14 protein-coding genes and 2 pseudogenes are annotated in these 15347 nt (G+C 34.3%); 5 read left to right on the top strand and 11 right to left on the bottom strand.

Translation table 11 applies throughout. The annotated features are described in order from the left end of the window. Nucleotides 1-207: 207 nt before the first annotated feature. From H9632_RS15395 to H9632_RS19095, 5 genes and pseudogenes are all read right to left on the bottom strand, one after another. A complete protein-coding gene (locus H9632_RS15395) occupies nt 208-1221 on the bottom strand; it encodes a sensor histidine kinase (protein ID WP_191704956.1) in 1014 nt (337 codons plus the stop codon). Beyond that, nucleotides 1218-1886, bottom strand: coding sequence for a response regulator transcription factor (locus H9632_RS15390; RefSeq protein ID WP_191704955.1), 669 nt, complete (start codon nt 1884-1886; stop codon nt 1218-1220). Before H9632_RS15390 ends, H9632_RS15395 begins: the two co-directional genes overlap by 4 nt. Nucleotides 1887-1933: 47 nt before the next feature. Next, nucleotides 1934-2410, bottom strand: a complete 477-nt coding sequence (locus H9632_RS15385; RefSeq protein ID WP_191704954.1) for a VanZ family protein — start codon at nt 2408-2410, stop codon at nt 1934-1936. A 156-nt stretch (nt 2411-2566) separates the two neighbouring features. Then, nucleotides 2567-2824 (bottom strand): annotated as a pseudogene (locus tag H9632_RS15380) (SDR family oxidoreductase). 66 nt (nt 2825-2890) lie between these two features. Next, nucleotides 2891-3214, bottom strand: coding sequence for an alpha/beta-type small acid-soluble spore protein (locus H9632_RS19095; protein WP_318247711.1), 324 nt, complete (start codon nt 3212-3214; stop codon nt 2891-2893). Nucleotides 3215-3657: 443 nt separating this feature from the next. On the opposite strand from H9632_RS19095, the gene H9632_RS15370 reads away from it, so the two are divergent. Both H9632_RS15370 and H9632_RS15365 read left to right on the top strand, forming a co-directional pair. Continuing rightward, nucleotides 3658-4677, top strand: coding sequence for a coiled-coil domain-containing protein (locus H9632_RS15370; RefSeq protein ID WP_191704952.1), 1020 nt, complete (start codon nt 3658-3660; stop codon nt 4675-4677). Nucleotides 4678-4953: 276 nt separating this feature from the next. Continuing rightward, complete coding sequence (locus tag H9632_RS15365) at nt 4954-5676, top strand: DUF421 domain-containing protein (protein WP_191704951.1); 723 nt, start codon at nt 4954-4956, stop codon at nt 5674-5676. A gap of 69 nt (nt 5677-5745) precedes the next feature. Here H9632_RS15365 and H9632_RS15360 read toward each other — a convergent pair. The 5 genes and pseudogenes from H9632_RS15360 to H9632_RS15340 form a co-directional block, all read right to left on the bottom strand. After that, a pseudogene (locus H9632_RS15360) lies at nt 5746-6234 on the bottom strand (zinc-binding dehydrogenase); the annotation flags it as partial. Nucleotides 6235-6504: 270 nt separating this feature from the next. After that, nucleotides 6505-8073 (bottom strand): alkaline phosphatase family protein, encoded by a 1569-nt coding sequence (locus H9632_RS15355; RefSeq protein WP_191704950.1) that lies wholly within the window; start codon nt 8071-8073, stop codon nt 6505-6507. Between the two features lie 172 nt (nt 8074-8245). Continuing rightward, on the bottom strand, nt 8246-9034 hold the full coding sequence (locus H9632_RS15350; RefSeq protein WP_191704960.1) for a CsxC family protein: 789 nt from the start codon (nt 9032-9034) through the stop codon (nt 8246-8248). A 340-nt stretch (nt 9035-9374) separates the two neighbouring features. Then, nucleotides 9375-11195, bottom strand: coding sequence for a hypothetical protein (locus tag H9632_RS15345; RefSeq protein ID WP_191704949.1), 1821 nt, complete (start codon nt 11193-11195; stop codon nt 9375-9377). A 129-nt stretch (nt 11196-11324) separates the two neighbouring features. Then, nucleotides 11325-12083, bottom strand: a complete 759-nt coding sequence (locus tag H9632_RS15340) for a CsxC family protein (protein ID WP_191704948.1) — start codon at nt 12081-12083, stop codon at nt 11325-11327. 154 nt (nt 12084-12237) lie between these two features. On the opposite strand from H9632_RS15340, the gene H9632_RS15335 reads away from it, so the two are divergent. Further along, nucleotides 12238-13425, top strand: coding sequence for a ParM/StbA family protein (locus H9632_RS15335; protein ID WP_191704947.1), 1188 nt, complete (start codon nt 12238-12240; stop codon nt 13423-13425). Between the two features lie 11 nt (nt 13426-13436). Continuing rightward, nucleotides 13437-13802 carry a dehydrogenase gene (locus H9632_RS15330; RefSeq protein WP_191704946.1) on the top strand — a complete coding sequence of 122 codons (366 nt, stop codon included), beginning with the start codon at nt 13437-13439 and terminating at the stop codon, nt 13800-13802. Nucleotides 13803-13856: 54 nt separating this feature from the next. Here H9632_RS15330 and H9632_RS15325 read toward each other — a convergent pair whose 3' ends face one another. Beyond that, nucleotides 13857-14414, bottom strand: a complete 558-nt coding sequence (locus H9632_RS15325; RefSeq protein WP_191704945.1) for a CotY/CotZ family spore coat protein — start codon at nt 14412-14414, stop codon at nt 13857-13859. 234 nt (nt 14415-14648) lie between these two features. On the opposite strand from H9632_RS15325, the gene H9632_RS15320 reads away from it, so the two are divergent. Beyond that, nucleotides 14649-15278 carry a nitroreductase family protein gene (locus H9632_RS15320; protein ID WP_191704944.1) on the top strand — a complete coding sequence of 210 codons (630 nt, stop codon included), beginning with the start codon at nt 14649-14651 and terminating at the stop codon, nt 15276-15278. Nucleotides 15279-15347 lie beyond the last annotated feature (69 nt).

Genomic DNA, 15347 nt, shown 5'->3' with positions numbered 1-15347 from the left:
TTGACACTCAAGCATCATACAAGAGGGCTTTTTTGTTTTCAAGTCCCCGAAAATCCTTCTAACAGGAATGCTCCTGTACACTTCTTGGTATTATCATAACAAGGTTACAGAGGGGTACATATCGGTTTATCTTTTATTAAAGTTACATTTTTGCAAGATTGGAAATAAAAAAAGATGCCTGACTAATAAGTCGGACATCCGTTAAATTTAACGCAGTAAATTTACACTTCCCAGTGGAAAGATAATTCTAACCTTTGTTCCTTCGCCTGTTTTTGAAGTTAAGGTAAGACCTAAACCAAGCTGCTCCGAAAGTTTTTTGCACAAGTAAAGACCTATGCCAGTAGACTGTCCAAACTTTCGCCCATTCTCTCCTGTAAAGCCTTTTTCAAAAACTCTATTTAAATCCTTATCTATAATACCGATACCATTATCTTCTATAGTAAGTATGATGTTGTTTTCATTTCTAATCGTACTGATTGTAACTTTCCCGTCACGTCCCGCAATATACTTAGTTGCATTTCCTATCAGTTGATTCACTATAAATTCCAGCCACTTTGCGTCACTGTACACCATGCCATCTACCGCTTCAATATCGAGGGCAATACCTTTGCTAATAAAGTCTCTCGAATTTCTTTTAATTACCCTTCTAACAAGATCAGGTAAAGAAACCTCTTTAATGATATAATCCTTGCTGACATTATTACTCCTAGAATAATAGAGAACCTGTTCTATATATTCTTCAACCTTTTTTATTTCTTCTTTAATATTTCGTGTAATATTATTTTGATTATTTTCGATTATTAAGCGAGTCGATGCGATAGGGGTCTTTATCTCATGTACCCAAGTTTCTATATATTCTCTATACTCATTTTCCCTGTCTCTATACTTCTTTACATGCTCATGCATATCCTTGTTTACCTGTCGCAATATATCATATAAAAGCTTCCCCTCCAGGTTTTCGGGTTCATTCATAATCTCAGGAAGCAGATACTTTTTATCTAAATTATCCATTATGCTGTTTAACTCGTCATAAAAAGCTTTCTGTTTCATAAATTCGATAATCATATAAATAAGTACAGGAAAAAACCATATGCAGAAAGTCAGTAGTATTAGATTCCAGTTACTATTAACGAGTACCATAACACCGCCTATTATAACAAATAGAATTAAATTATTAAGTAAAAATAGTATTCTTTCTTTTAAGTAGTTTTTTAAATTCATGGCAGTATATAACCTAATCCGCGTCTAGTTTCTATATTTTCCTTCATCCCTAATCCTTCAAGTTTTTTTCTTAATCTCGTAACATTAACGGATAGATTATTATCATCCACAAAAATATCCGCATTCCACATAAAATCCATTAAATCATCTCTTGAAACAATTTTCCCTTTATTTTTAATTAAGCAGGAGAGTATTTTGAATTCATTTTTTGTTAGTTCCGCTGTATGATCGTTAAATGTAACCGAGCCATTTAGTAAATTCAGCTTCAGGTCATTATACGTAATGGTATCTTGATTATTGGATCCATGAACTCTTCTTAATATAGATTCTATTCTTGCCAAAAGAATTTGAGTATTGAATGGTTTTGTAATAAAGTCATCCGCCCCTAAATTGATACTCATGAGTTCATCCATTTCATAATCCCTGCTCGTCACTACGATTATCGGTACATCTGATTTCTTTCTTATTTCTCTGCATATAAAATATCCATCTGTTACAGGCAGATTTATGTCTAAAAGAATTAAGTCAGGTTCCTCCTTGAGCGTATCATTAATAATGTTTTCAAAATTTGTTAAGGCGACTACATCATAACCATATCTCGATAGGAACGTTTTTAATTCCTCTCTTATTGTTTCGGTGTCTTCTATAATAACGATTTTTGACATAGGTTCACTCCCTTTGTACATTAGTTAATACATTAAACTCCTTATTTTCAATTATACAGAAAAAGAGTTGCAGCTAATAAAAATACCGGTATCCCTATTAAAAGTGACAATACCGAAATCGCACTATGCACTCTTTCTTTTGATTTGAACATTTTTTTTAATATTAGATAAATAAAAATACCAATTAATCCACCCATTGTATTTAGCAATAAATCATCTATATCACTTACTCCGCGCTTAAAAATGTATTGCAACACTTCAATCCCTAGGCTTGCGCCAATAATTACCCACAATGCTTTCCAGAAATTAAATTTTTTCAAAAAGTTCGCAGCATAAAGACCTAATGGAATAAACATGAGAATGTTTCCCCATACATTTAATGTAAAGCCCTTGTCTGTTATCATATCAAAAGGAACTAAATTAACGCTTCTTCTAGCATCCCGTGCAAAAAACACCGTTTCTATTAATAAATATGCATAGAATAATAAAACAATCCAAAATGCTATGTTTAAAATTTTTTTCATACGCTATTCCTCCTAAAACTCCTTCATTTATCATAGCCTGTAAATCTTAATATAAAACTTCTTAACTTCTTAATACTTTCTTAATATTGAATCTCCCCCAAAAAGCGAAAAAAAAAAAAACAATTTCTGTAATAGAAATTGCGCGGATAATTTTATTTATAGATCATAAATCATACCACCATCTACAACAAATTGACTTCCTGTAGAATAGCTGGAATCATCAGATGCAAGGTATACAACTAAATTAGAAACTTCTACTACTTCTGCTCTTCTTCTTAAAGGAATATCTTTTTCAAGTTGCTTAAGTTATTCTTCCACATCTGGTTGATCAGCCATAGATGTTTTGACAATTCCCGGGTGTACCGAGTTCACACGAATGTTATATGGACCAAGCTCTGCAGCAGCGTTATCCATGTCAAAAAAAAAGAAAAATGCTTAGTTCACATCTAAGCATTTTTCATATACCAATTTTCTTGCCAATTAATTATAAAAGTTATTCTTTGGGGAATTATAATGACCAGGGATCGGCAGTAAATCTCCGTGGTACTCTTCTGGCCAAGGAAGCATAAGCTGCTTTTTCATAACTTCTTCCCTTTTTATTTCTATAGGTACTAATTCTCGTTGTGTCATTTGAACTAATTGCATTTTCCCTAATTCAATAAGCCTTTTAGTCATTTCACCACCAATTTTACCGTTCACTCTAGAAGGTAGTTCACCTTTATCGATTAAATCGTAGTTATCAATTCCAAACTCCGCTGCTATTTCAAGTTTCATTTGTTCCAGTTTATTTTGTATCTGGGTCATTATCGCACCTCCCTTTTCCATTAATATAAGCAGGTTTTAAAATAATATCCTCAGTTAGTATATGAGATAAATGAGTAACTTTGGTAATGTGAACTTATAATCCAAGATTCATTTCAAGTTTTCCTAATCTTTGTATAAATTACCTTTTCTTATATCTCCACTTTTCATCTTTACAATGTTCTCTCGATTAAGTTTCATTCCTAACTCAGTCCTTTAAATTTTATCCATCAATTATTTAATTTAATTAACGTTAATTTAACATTTTAAAAGAAATATACATATGCTATTAGTCATAATATATTTAAAATATTAAAAAGTAGAATTAACTATAGTAAAATTCTCACTAAAATTAGGCATAAAAGATATAACCCACGAGTATAATATGGTAATTACTACTAATTTTGATTGTAGTATACAAATAACAATATTGGGGGAATTTTTTAATGGGATACTTTTCAGGGAAAGCACTAATTTTAGCAGGCACTTTATTTACAACAGCATCTGTAGGAGTTGTTGCGTATGATGGTTCTGAAACATTGAATGCAATTAAAAGCAAAATTTCTTTTCAAACTGATCAAGTAGTTAAATACGATTCAAATCAACAAGCTTTAATCAACAAAGTTCAAGAACTTCAAAAAGATGCTAATGCTAAAATAAAAAAAGCTAATAATTTTATTACTAGTCAGAAAGCTACTATTACCAATCTTAAAGGCGACGTTTTAAAGCTTAACGGTAAAATCACCCAATTAGAATTAACAATTGAAAGAAAAAATCAGGAAATATCAGGACTAGTGAAAAGTCTGGAAGAGGTTGGTAATAACTTTATAAAATTAGAGGAGAATTACAATAAATTACTTGCTTCTAATACAGCTACTTTAAAAGAGTTAGAGGATACTAAAATTGAACTTGATGAAGCTACTACACTTATAAAAGACTTGAAGGCTCGAATTGCAGAATTGGAAGCAGAATTAGCTAAAGCTAATGCTGATCTTAAAGATACTACAGAAAAGCTAAATCATACACAAACTCAACTTGAAGAACAAACTGCTAAGTATAATGAGGCTGTTAAACAAAGAGATCAGCTTCAAACTGAATTAGATGCAGCGGTTGCTAAAGCTAAAAAAGATGCAGAACTAATAGAAGACTTAAATAATACAGTCACAGAATTTAAAGATACTGTATATGATTTACAAGAAGAGGGAGATGAAGAAATTAACAAGGCTAATGGCGAAATTACTAAAGCTGAGGGAATAATTGAAAAGGCGAATAGTGAGTTAAAAGATGCTAACGATGCTCAGGATGCCGCGAACGCAGAAGTTAATGAAGCTAATTCAGATATAAAGAATTTTGGTAACGAAGTTAATGAAATTATGAAAAAAGCAGAGGATTTAAAAGCAAAAGATATTCAAGATGTATTAAATCTTAAAATAGATGATGTAGTAACGAATGGAAAATTTGATTAAATATTAAGACGATACCTCTTTTCGAGGACAGAACCTGGAATTTTTATAATTCCGGGTTTTTTTATTTAAATTATTATTTATAAAATGCTTTATATATTCAAAAGTGAAAGTAATTACTTTTAATTGAGATTAGATTTATCCTGCGTACCACACCACTCCTCATATCTTATTTTTATAAAATACTTAAAGGAGTAATATAAAACGCTTGAAATGGAAAAGTTGAGTGTATAATTGATCTTTTTCTTTTGTAAAGAGTTCGTAGAAAGTGGTGTTAAAATGCTTGAATTTATAAAAGATATTCTCATTGTTTTTGTAAGAATACTAACTATTTTGCCCTTGCTGCTGTTTACTACCCTATTCATGGGAAAGCGAGCAATCGGAGAAATTCCAGTATTTGATTTTTTAATCGTTATTATACTTGGCGCAGTTGTAGGAGCTGATATTGCCGACCCTAATATTGAGCACGCCCCGACTTTTGTGGCAATAATTTTTATCGGGCTATTTCAAAGGGTTGTTGCAAACTGGAAAATTTCTAATCGGAAAATAGGTAGATTATTAACGCTTGAACCAACCGTAGTTATTCAAAACGGGAAATTTATCGATAATAATCTAAAAAATATCCGCTACTCTATTGATAATATTCTTCATATGCTTCGGGAAAAGAATGTATTTGATATTAATGAAGTTGAAACAGCCATTATCGAAGCGAACGGATCTTTAAGTGTGTTAAAAAAGCCGGAAAAAAACTCCGTAACAAGAGAGGATATGAATATCGGAACATCAAAATCCTCTATGGCCTTTCCAGTTATTATAGAAGGAACAATCTATTCCGAAGTACTTAAAGGGGTTAATTTAAATGAGGCATGGTTAATACAGCAATTAACCGATCAAGGGGTTCATGATATAAGCGATGTTTTTTTTGCCTCTATAAATCATGATCTTGAGTTGCATGTTTCTTTAAAAAATGAATTAAATACAGCTCCGCCAATAAAGCACTAAAGATGAAACTATAATTAAGAAATTAAAAACGACTTATCCTATTGCGGGATAAGCCGTTTTTCTATAAGTCTATTTTGAAGCGACCAGGATTTTAATCTGATCTTTATCATTTCCTAATGTTTCGAAGCCTTCCGTAACAACATCGTCCAATGTAATTCATTTTGTAACTAATTTGTCCGCCGGGAAGTAGTCCTTTGTCATCAGATGCATAACAGCTGGGATAATGTCACGGTATGCGATAATTCCCTTTACACTGCGCTCTGATAACACGATGTTGTTTGGCTGAGTGGATGCTTCCTTCTCCCAGATTGACACGATAATTGTTTCGCCCTCGAACGAAGTAGAATCAATTGCTTGTTGTAACACAATTGGTACACCTGTAACCTCGATGGCCACGTCTGCGCCGCCATTTGTTAGCTCCTGAATTTTAGCCGCTACATCAGCTTCTTCAGCAGGATTAATAACCGCTGTTGCACCAAGCCTTAACGCTTTCGCTCCGCGCTCTTTCGATAATTCAACAGTATAAGTTTCTGATGCACCGCCTACTTTTAATGCCTCGCTGCTTTCATGATATCACTCCATTAAAAGTAGTTACTACGAATGTAGTATTACCTTAAGTATATAGAGTACATTGAATAAACTTTATGAATATCAGAATTGTTATATATTTCATTAAATTGATGATGATATTAGGGAGGATGTCAATTTTTGGGGGAGATTATAAAATTAAACGTTTTAAATTTCCACGGGGCAATTGTTAAGTATAATATAACATTCCACAGGTATTAAAAAAGAACGAAATCCTTTCACGGAGTTCGTTCTCAATTGTTATGCGGCACCTAATAATTGAAGAATCCACTTTTTCACATCGACAAGGCGATTGGATGGAGGAAAATCATTTGTGCCTGCAACAATCATGGGAACGATTGAATCTACTTTATGAAGAGAACCATGTGCACCACCACCCGCATGATCGTGACTATGCTCTTCTATAAACTCATAGAAAGGCTTGGCATCGACGATAATAACTCGTCCCACTTGTGAATGAAGCGCGCCATGAAGCCTTGCCAGAGCATCTGGATAATCTTGATAATGAATTCGCCCTTCCTTAGTCAGCCTCAAATCCAGGATGGAAGCATTCCCGGCAATTTGCCACGATTGCCGATAGTCATCAACATACTTGCCATTTGGTGAAAATGTTAATTCCTCATTACTTAGTGCGTTTAACACATAGTTTGTTTGATCATCTTTCCATGCAATAAAACCTATACGTTCTTCACCTTTTAAACTTCTCACAACTTCTGATATTTCAACCTGAGGATCTTTTACATAAATGTATGCCATCCGCTCATTAATGGCGATGGCAAGTTGCCCATTGTTCTTATTCCCTTCCCAAAACGTATAATTCTTCAATAATTGATTTAAATCAATTAAAGAACTGTCTTTATCTTTACCTACGAAAGATTGGCCGCTGTCTCCCAGTACAATCCATGTTATCTTTTGAATGGCTTCCTCCCACGATGGAAAGCTATTTAATATTTCTTGTAGTGCTTGATCTGCTTTTTCAATGCCCTTTAAATCATCCGGTCCATGTTTGTGTATGGAAGCATCCGCATGCGGTAAATAAGCAAATGTAAAGGGTGGTAACTTCTTTTGGTCGATTAAGTATTTTATCTCCTTAGCTGTAAATTTATTATTGACGCCCAAACGGTTCCAAACATATTTATGCCGATTATTCTCCGGATTATACTGAGAAAGCGCTCCAAGTGAAAATAAGGCAGGACCATTTATTTCAACTTCTTCTGGTAAAAGATTAGTCATTGCTATGAGCTTTGGAACGTTTAGTTGATGTTCAAAACTTCCCCGATATAAGAAACCATTGATCGAAGCGGATGACAGTTTTCGATTCGCAAGCTCCTCATGAATTGTTTGAACATCTTTACTTAAATGAGTTTCATTAAGATGAATGACACTGTCCCGGACCACGTTTCTTAACCCATTATTCCAAATTTCACGGATTCCGCTTCCATAACTAATTATTCGATTTTCATCTTCCTTATACCAAATCAGCCCTGGTATTTTATGTTGATCCGAATACACTCCGGTTAGTAACGTACTATCGATCGTGACAGACATTGTCGGATAAGAGCTAATCATTTTCTGATTAAAATAGCCATTGTTAATCAAAAATTCGAAGGCAGGTGCTTTTCCTTTTTTCACTGCCTTTTGTAATGGTTCACTCATTAATGAATCAACGACCATTAGCATAATGGGTTTATCGCTTGATTTTATTGAACTATTCTCTAATTCCTTTATTGGAGATACAGAAACTGCTAGTAAAAAACCGGCGCAGGTAACGATAAAAATAATCAACGCAATGCCTATTTTTCGTTTCATGAACTCACCCTCTATACAATTTATCCGTTTAGTATGGGTTGAATTTCGTTAATCAATGTAAATTATCTAAAAACTTTATGTAAAATAGAGTTTCACTATAAAAAAGCACCCAAAATCGAATAAACGACTTTGGATGCCTTCTCTTCTTTTTTCTGAGCAGACTAGCTTACTTTTATTCTTCTGCAGGTGGAGGAGTGATACCAGGAAGAAGGTCAGGAACTACTGATACCACGCCACCTCCAGGCACGTTAATTTGTTGAACTTGTAATACTTTTACAGTAAGGTCAAGTACGATTTTTTCACGCAATGTGTGGAAAGATCCATCTTGATAAGTGGAGTGCGGTGAAAAATCAAGTTCAAAGAAGTTGGCAGCAACTAACTCACCGTATGGTTGCTCATTGTATCTCACAAGATTTTGGAAGAAGTATTTATCCAAACGAGCATCCATTTGAGTTTTTTCGTTAACGAAATTAGCTTCTGCATTTTCTGATACGCCAAAAATAGGTGGATTTAGGAAATCATCAGCTGTTAACTCTGCAAAACCTGAGAAGCGAACATTTGCGATTCGATCTTGTAGTGGTGCATTGTAATCTGCTGAAGCATATTCAATATTTTTACGAATATGTCCTCCTACAAATAATTTCGCTCTTGTAACTGTGAAAAAGCCAGTTGTACCAATTGGTGCGAATGCTACTGGTACTAATTTTACTTGATCTAAAAATACATGTTTTTTAACACGTTTAATCTCCGTAGCTGGTGGATAAAGAGAAATATCTGACTCTACGACGATTTGAAGTGTTCTTTCTGCAAGTACAATTGGAATTTTAAAAGTAGGTGTTGTTAGTGGAGATGTAACTAAAGTTACGTCGGAATCAGTTACAGGAATTTGTTGATTCGATTTAACCCCATGATCCTCCCCTTTGCTTTGACCTTTTCCGTGTTTTGGATAGCTATCCTTCATTGGAAAGCCATCATTACTTGAATAATGTTGATCTGTCATTATCTAAACCCCTTTCATTTTTGTTAGAGTTATTCACTCTACATCCCTAACATATGAACGAATGACTTTAGGACGTAGGCCAGTCAAATAGTCAGATGATTCAATTTTGGAAAACTTTTAATAATTCATCAAACTTAAGGTCAATCTTTTTCACTCTGATTTTGATTCTAGAAATAAGCTCTTATGGTCTGTAATGAAGTATATTTAACTGAAATTCTATGCTTTTTAATCTGTCAAATTCACACATTTTTATGTAGAAAACACCTGTCCTTCTTCCCCCATAAAAAAAAGCTACTCAATGTTATTTCGAGTAGCAATCCAGTTCAACTAATTGTTCCTGTAAGAAATTTATAGACAATTGAGCCAATCCATTAATTTGAAGCTGTTGATTATTCGGATTTAATTCTTGATGCCATACAAAATTAATTTGATTTAATTGACTATTAATGGGCTCAGCGAATTCATGGTGAGATTTGTAATGGATATTGGAGGTAGATTCACTGGGAGATTGGAACATATATTCATATTGATTACTGTGAGAGTATTCAGGTACGGATAGCCAGTTAATGTTTGCCGTTTTTGACCACGGAATAGAGACTTTCATTGATTGGATTCTATTTTCTAATCCTTCGTTACTAAATTCAATTTCTGCGATGAATTCACCTTTTAGAAAGACTTTCTTTGAAGGGATTACAACTCTACAATCAAGCGATTGAATGGATAATTCTACTCTTACTATATTTTCAAGCGGCATTACCAAATCCATTGTTTCAACGATATCTATATCTATTTCTAATCTAGCCAGCAATACTTGCATTTTGACAGTTGTAGTTTTTTTCTTTTCGACATAGCTGATAAAATGGGGGTCCTTTAAATTAGATAAATCCTCTGTTTTATCAGGTTTTGTTCCTTTTAAGGTTGTAAATAAACTGTCACCGTATTCTTTCTGCACCCCATCACTTTCTGTAAGCATAGTCAAATATTCATCTTCAATAGCGTCGGTAGGTTCTTTCAACTCATCAGCAGCTTTTTCACTCATGTGACTGTCTTGATTTTCTTCTGGCAATTCATCGCTTTCTGAAAGCATTGTGATATATTCATCTTCAATAGTGTCGGTAGGTTCTTTCAACTTATCAATAGCTTCTTCATTCATGTGACTGACCTGATTTTTTTCTGGCAATTCATCGCTTTCTGAAAGCATGGTGAAGAACTTCTCTTCCATGCGGTCGTCGGTAGGTTCATCCAATTCATCAATATCTTCTTCATTCATATGAATAGCCAGATTTCCTTCCTGCAATTCATCGCTTTCTGAAAGCATGGTAAGATATTTTTCTTCCATAGGGTTGGTAGGTTCTTTCAACGTATCAATATCTTCTTCATTCGTGTTGTTATTTTGGTTTTCTTCCTGCAACTCCTCGCTTCTTCCTAAAAACATGAGGAGGAAATTATCATCAATATTGTCGTTAGTTTCACTCAATAATTTAATATCCTCTCCTTTAGATAATAAATCATCGTTTCCCTCATCGAGCATGGAATGAAATTCAGCAAGCAACATTTCGGAATTGTCGTGTTTTGTATGAACACGATGTTCAGTTGTGCTTTCATTATTTGCATTATTGGTAAATTCATCAAGGCTTTTATTTTCGTTTATGGATGTACTTTTATCCGAAATGAATATAGTTTCATCCTTGTCTTTGTCTTCTTGTATAGAAGAATTATCCTCAAGCATTAGAGAGAATTCTTTTACTAAAGTAGAAACTATTTCTTCCTTGTCCTTTTTTTCATTTTCTGGATGTTTACTTTGAGCAATATTAAATGCTAACTCATCTATTGGATCTTCATTTAAAGGCTTTTGTATCGAGTCGACTTTAGGTGGTGAAAACATAACAAGTTTTGAATCGTTTATTTTTTCTAATTGATGATTTATATAGATAGTATGTTTTTTAGTTTTGCCATATTGATTACTTTTTTGATTTTGTTGCGTCTCCTTTTGTTCGAACTTTTCTTGATTACTTAAAGAGAAATTTTGAATGCTCTGGGGGGTGGTGTGATTTCTATAATTATCATAAATTTTACCTTGAAATGAGTCGGGGTCTACATATGGATTTCGGAAATTATTCATCGCTTATTGGAAGGAATGCTCATAAACATCCCCCCCTTTCCCCTCCTTTAGAAAAGCTAAAAATTTCTTTTACTCCATTAAATATACAGCAGTGAAAATCTAATATTTATCTGGATTGAAGTTAGTTACTTAACAATATTCATCACAATCATCATTAGTTGTTGAAGATACACGAATTTGCTGATTTTGAAGTACTTTTAAAGTAATATCAACGACCATCTTTTCCTCTATTTGAGTGAAAATACCTTCTCCTATAGGGGCATTCTTTGCCAAAGGAGACCGATTAATCGCTTCATCCCATTCAATAATATTACTTGAAATCAGCTCACAAAATGGCAATTCATTGTAATATTGAGTGGAGTTTTGATGAAATTGAGAAAGATCGCTTGATAGAAAATCATCTTTTTCCGGAAAACCGCTTGGCAATGCATCCGAAATCAGGAAATCGAACTCACTCCGTTTGTTGATTGCTGGCTGGACAGGTTTTCTCAAGTAATGCTTGATTTCCGTTACACAACTAAAAGGAACATCAACCGTTAAGGAATTTATAGTGGAAGAAATGGTACTTAAATCACAATCCGGTCCTGTAATGGGGCTCGCATATTGAATATTTTTCCGCACAAAACCTTTTATAAATAATTTATTCGTTGGTAGAAGCAACCTGCATTGTACTAATTTAATCTGTTTTTTCACATCTTTTATTTCCAAGACAGGCGTAGGAAATTTAATACAGGCATCTAAATTTACCTGCACCGTGAGTTCGGCCAATACAACAGGAACTTTCGTATAAATTTTTCCAATACTTACATTCGGTTTATGAGGTTTATTATCACACTCACTTAAGCTTAACGGGAAGTTACACACATCATTTTTTTTATCTTCGTACATCTTGCCCCTCCTAAATTTCAATTAGTGCATCATATGCGGGCTAAATGCCCATCCTTTGGGCGGTTGCCTAAAATCATATGAGCACGAAATTAAAAAGTACAGGCACCTGTGGGCTATTGCTGTGCATACAATTGAAAAGAGAGGTGAGTGAAACATGGAAGGGAAAAACTTTCTTGCGGTTGATTGCGGGAACAGCTGGTATAAAGCTTTGTCATCCGATGGCGGATATTACGGGGATTACCAGATACCAAATGCAATCTCTTTATATGATGAAGAATTCTATGAAAAACCTTACGATGAAGGAGATATCAAATTTGAGGAAAATATGATTGTTGAACTCAAAAGTCATGCCCTTATCGACAAAAGGGAAATATACTACATTGGTAAGGCTGCTACTAAACAACGTGATGTGAGTCTAACAGGTTTTAATAATCAAAAGGTCGATGAAGATCGCACTTATATTCTTTTATTTGGTTTAGCTGCATTTCATGCTGTTTGCTTAAATCCTAATGAAACTGAAATACACTACCACATTGATCAATTAGCCGTATCACTGCCAACTACTCAATATAGGGAAATGAAGGATAAGTTCAGACAACGGTTATTAGGGACTCATACCGTCATTTTTCATAAAGTACCGGGTGTTACCGAACCGAAAGAATTAACAGTTAAATTATATGTAGAAGATGTCATTATTGGTGCGGAAGGTGCTTGTGCTTACCTTGGATTAACACGGGATCAAGAAACACTGGCCATCAAAGATGACGACCTTGTTAAGGATTCACAAAAGGGAATCATTATTGGAGATTTAGGTGGGGATTCTGTAGATTTTGTTGGAATTAAGAATAATAAACCGGTTGCTTCTGTAGAAGGAGAAACCTTTGGCATCAATCAATTCCTCGATAATATCATTCAAAAGGTAAGTAAAAATGAATTATATAAATTTGATTCTCGTGCTGAATTAGAAGAAAAACTGGCTGCCGGACAATCGGAATGGTATGTGGAGCCTTTCGCAGGTGTTAGAAAAGACATAAGTAAATATATTATTCCACAATTAAAATCAATGGCCATAAAGTACTTGGAACACTTTGATCGGGTCAGAAGCAGTTCAAGTGAAATTAAGGGAGCTACGCGATATATTGCTGTAGGAGGAGCTGCCAAACTAGCACAGAAACAAATCCAGGAAGTGGCCGTTCGTTGGGCCGACAGAGGACGACCAATTCAGTTAACTTTCCCTGAAAATATGGAAAAATTAAATGTTCATGGTCTGATGATTCTTGCAAAAATGAAACAGATTCGAACAGAACAAGAAAATGAAAACCTCATCTCCGTGAGAAGTTGAGGATGATGGAAATGTCTAGATTATATACAGATTACTTCAATCAGACAGCTCTAACAGTCCCAACGCATTTTATTGATGTTAAAAGTGGAGAGACAGTGGAGGTTTCAGCAGAAATCTTTAACCAAATCGAATACCATACCGAAAATCAGACCCTCATTCATTTAGTATTATCAGCTCTTACTGAATATTTCCACCCGATTAAAAAAAGAGAGCTAAATGAAGATATTTTAATGGAATTAGCCGAAATCAAACAAATGTTGCAGGAAAATCAAATAAATAAAGCCTATGTAAAAATTCCAAAGAAAAAGGCACAGCCAAAAACTACCGATTTAGATCTAAAAGAAGTTGATGATATTCTTGAGGTTTTTGGAGGATAAATAATATAGGTGAACTGAGGGGAGAGTTCACCTATTATATGACCATAAAAGATTCTATAGTCGTACAGCAGGCAAAGTAGAAATGGCACAGAAGCAGGATAAATCAACAGTGATGCAAATCCCTGTTTTCATTAAGTCGTCAACATACTGGTGATTGATTTGGTCACAAGGGCTATGAATTTTTCCGCATCGGTCTCTTTTTGGTTTAAATGTTAAAAGTTCCAATTCAGCACAATTGCCTTTTAACTCCCTAATTTTAAAAACAAAAGTAGTTATACATACGAACTTCTTATCCTTCAATCCTACCGGACAAGCACCTACTCCTTCAGCTTTAAATGGCTCACACCCGCAATACAAAATAAACGGAATTGTATTTTTATTAAACTTTTTAGGCTCTTCTAAAAGTTCCTCAAATGATTCATCACAGGAAGAACACTTCTTCTCATGTTCTTTCTCCACTTTTCTTTGCGCCTTTAAAATTGCTTCAAGAACTTCTTCGACACAGGCTCCTTTATCTTTGTCTTTATGGCAATTCCCTTTACAATGTCCTTCTTTTTTGTGAGTTGGAAAATACTCCTCCTCATAAAAACTCTCTTTTTCTTGGTTGCACATACCCTTCACTCCTCCTCAAATAATGGTTATTCTTTTTATCATATGGGACGGTAAAGTGTTGTGCTTGAATACTTTGCCTATTATATAGTAATAAAGATAATTGACAGATTAAATTATCTACTAGTTTTTAATCGGTTTCCTATCAAAAACACAAAATGATATATGACTTGTCAATCATTGACTAATCAACTATAATAAAAGCCGATTCAAATTCCAACAAAAAGGGTGAATAAAATGTCACAGCAAAAAACAGCTTTAGAGAAATTAATGCATGAACGTAAATCAGTGCGTAAATATCAGCCCGGTGTTACGATTCCTCGAGAGAAAATACAGTATATTTTAGAGCAGGCAACATCAGCTCCATCATCGAGTAACTTACAGCCTTGGCGCTTCCTTGTTATTGATGATCCAGAGCAAAAGAAAGAATTACGCATTGCTGGATTTAATCAGGAGCAAATCGAAACATCATCAGCAATTATTGCGGTAATCGGCGATATTGAAATGTATAAAAACGCTAAGCAAATTAACGATTTAAATGTTGAGTTGGGCTATATGCCACGTGAGATTGCCGATATGATGATTTCCAATTCTGAAACGGCGTATAGCAGTTTTTCTGATGCTGAACGCAGTAATATTGCCCATTTAGATTCAGGTTTAATTTCTATGCAAATAGTACTTTTAGCGAAGGATATGGGCTATGATACAGTAATAATGGGCGGCTTTGATAAAGCAGCCTTTGCTAAAAAATATGAACTGCCTGCTAATGAGCTGCCGATGATTTTAATTGCTATCGGTAAGGCTGCTATGCCCGCTCGTAATTCATCACGTTTACCAATCGAACAAATTCTTCATTTTTCTAGCTAGATAATTAGAGAAAGCTTTCATATGACAGGTTATTGATCTATATCACTAAATCATTCATCATATCTTAGT

Origin of the sequence: Solibacillus merdavium (assembly GCF_014836935.1) — a bacterium.
GTDB classification, from domain to species: domain Bacteria; phylum Bacillota; class Bacilli; order Bacillales_A; family Planococcaceae; genus Solibacillus; species Solibacillus ferritrahens.
This window is presented reverse-complemented; position numbering and strand designations above follow the sequence as displayed.

Excerpts from the sequence above, each read along its gene's own strand:
- H9632_RS15395 (WP_191704956.1), bottom strand. The coding sequence starts at position 1,221 with ATGAATTTAAAAAACTACTTAAAAGAAAGAATACTATTTTTACTTAAT.
- H9632_RS15345 (WP_191704949.1), bottom strand. The coding sequence starts at position 11,195 with ATGAATAATTTCCGAAATCCATATGTAGACCCCGACTCATTTCAAGGT.
- H9632_RS15390 (WP_191704955.1), bottom strand. The coding sequence starts at position 1,886 with ATGTCAAAAATCGTTATTATAGAAGACACCGAAACAATAAGAGAGGAA.
- H9632_RS15385 (WP_191704954.1), bottom strand. The coding sequence starts at position 2,410 with ATGAAAAAAATTTTAAACATAGCATTTTGGATTGTTTTATTATTCTAT.
- H9632_RS19095 (WP_318247711.1), bottom strand. The coding sequence starts at position 3,214 with ATGACCCAGATACAAAATAAACTGGAACAAATGAAACTTGAAATAGCA.
- H9632_RS15340 (WP_191704948.1), bottom strand. The coding sequence starts at position 12,083 with ATGTACGAAGATAAAAAAAATGATGTGTGTAACTTCCCGTTAAGCTTA.
- H9632_RS15330 (WP_191704946.1), top strand. The coding sequence starts at position 13,437 with ATGTCTAGATTATATACAGATTACTTCAATCAGACAGCTCTAACAGTC.
- H9632_RS15365 (WP_191704951.1), top strand. The coding sequence starts at position 4,954 with ATGCTTGAATTTATAAAAGATATTCTCATTGTTTTTGTAAGAATACTA.
- H9632_RS15370 (WP_191704952.1), top strand. The coding sequence starts at position 3,658 with ATGGGATACTTTTCAGGGAAAGCACTAATTTTAGCAGGCACTTTATTT.
- H9632_RS15325 (WP_191704945.1), bottom strand. The coding sequence starts at position 14,414 with ATGTGCAACCAAGAAAAAGAGAGTTTTTATGAGGAGGAGTATTTTCCA.
- H9632_RS15350 (WP_191704960.1), bottom strand. The coding sequence starts at position 9,034 with ATGAAGGATAGCTATCCAAAACACGGAAAAGGTCAAAGCAAAGGGGAG.
- H9632_RS15320 (WP_191704944.1), top strand. The coding sequence starts at position 14,649 with ATGTCACAGCAAAAAACAGCTTTAGAGAAATTAATGCATGAACGTAAA.
- H9632_RS15355 (WP_191704950.1), bottom strand. The coding sequence starts at position 8,073 with ATGAAACGAAAAATAGGCATTGCGTTGATTATTTTTATCGTTACCTGC.
- H9632_RS15335 (WP_191704947.1), top strand. The coding sequence starts at position 12,238 with ATGGAAGGGAAAAACTTTCTTGCGGTTGATTGCGGGAACAGCTGGTAT.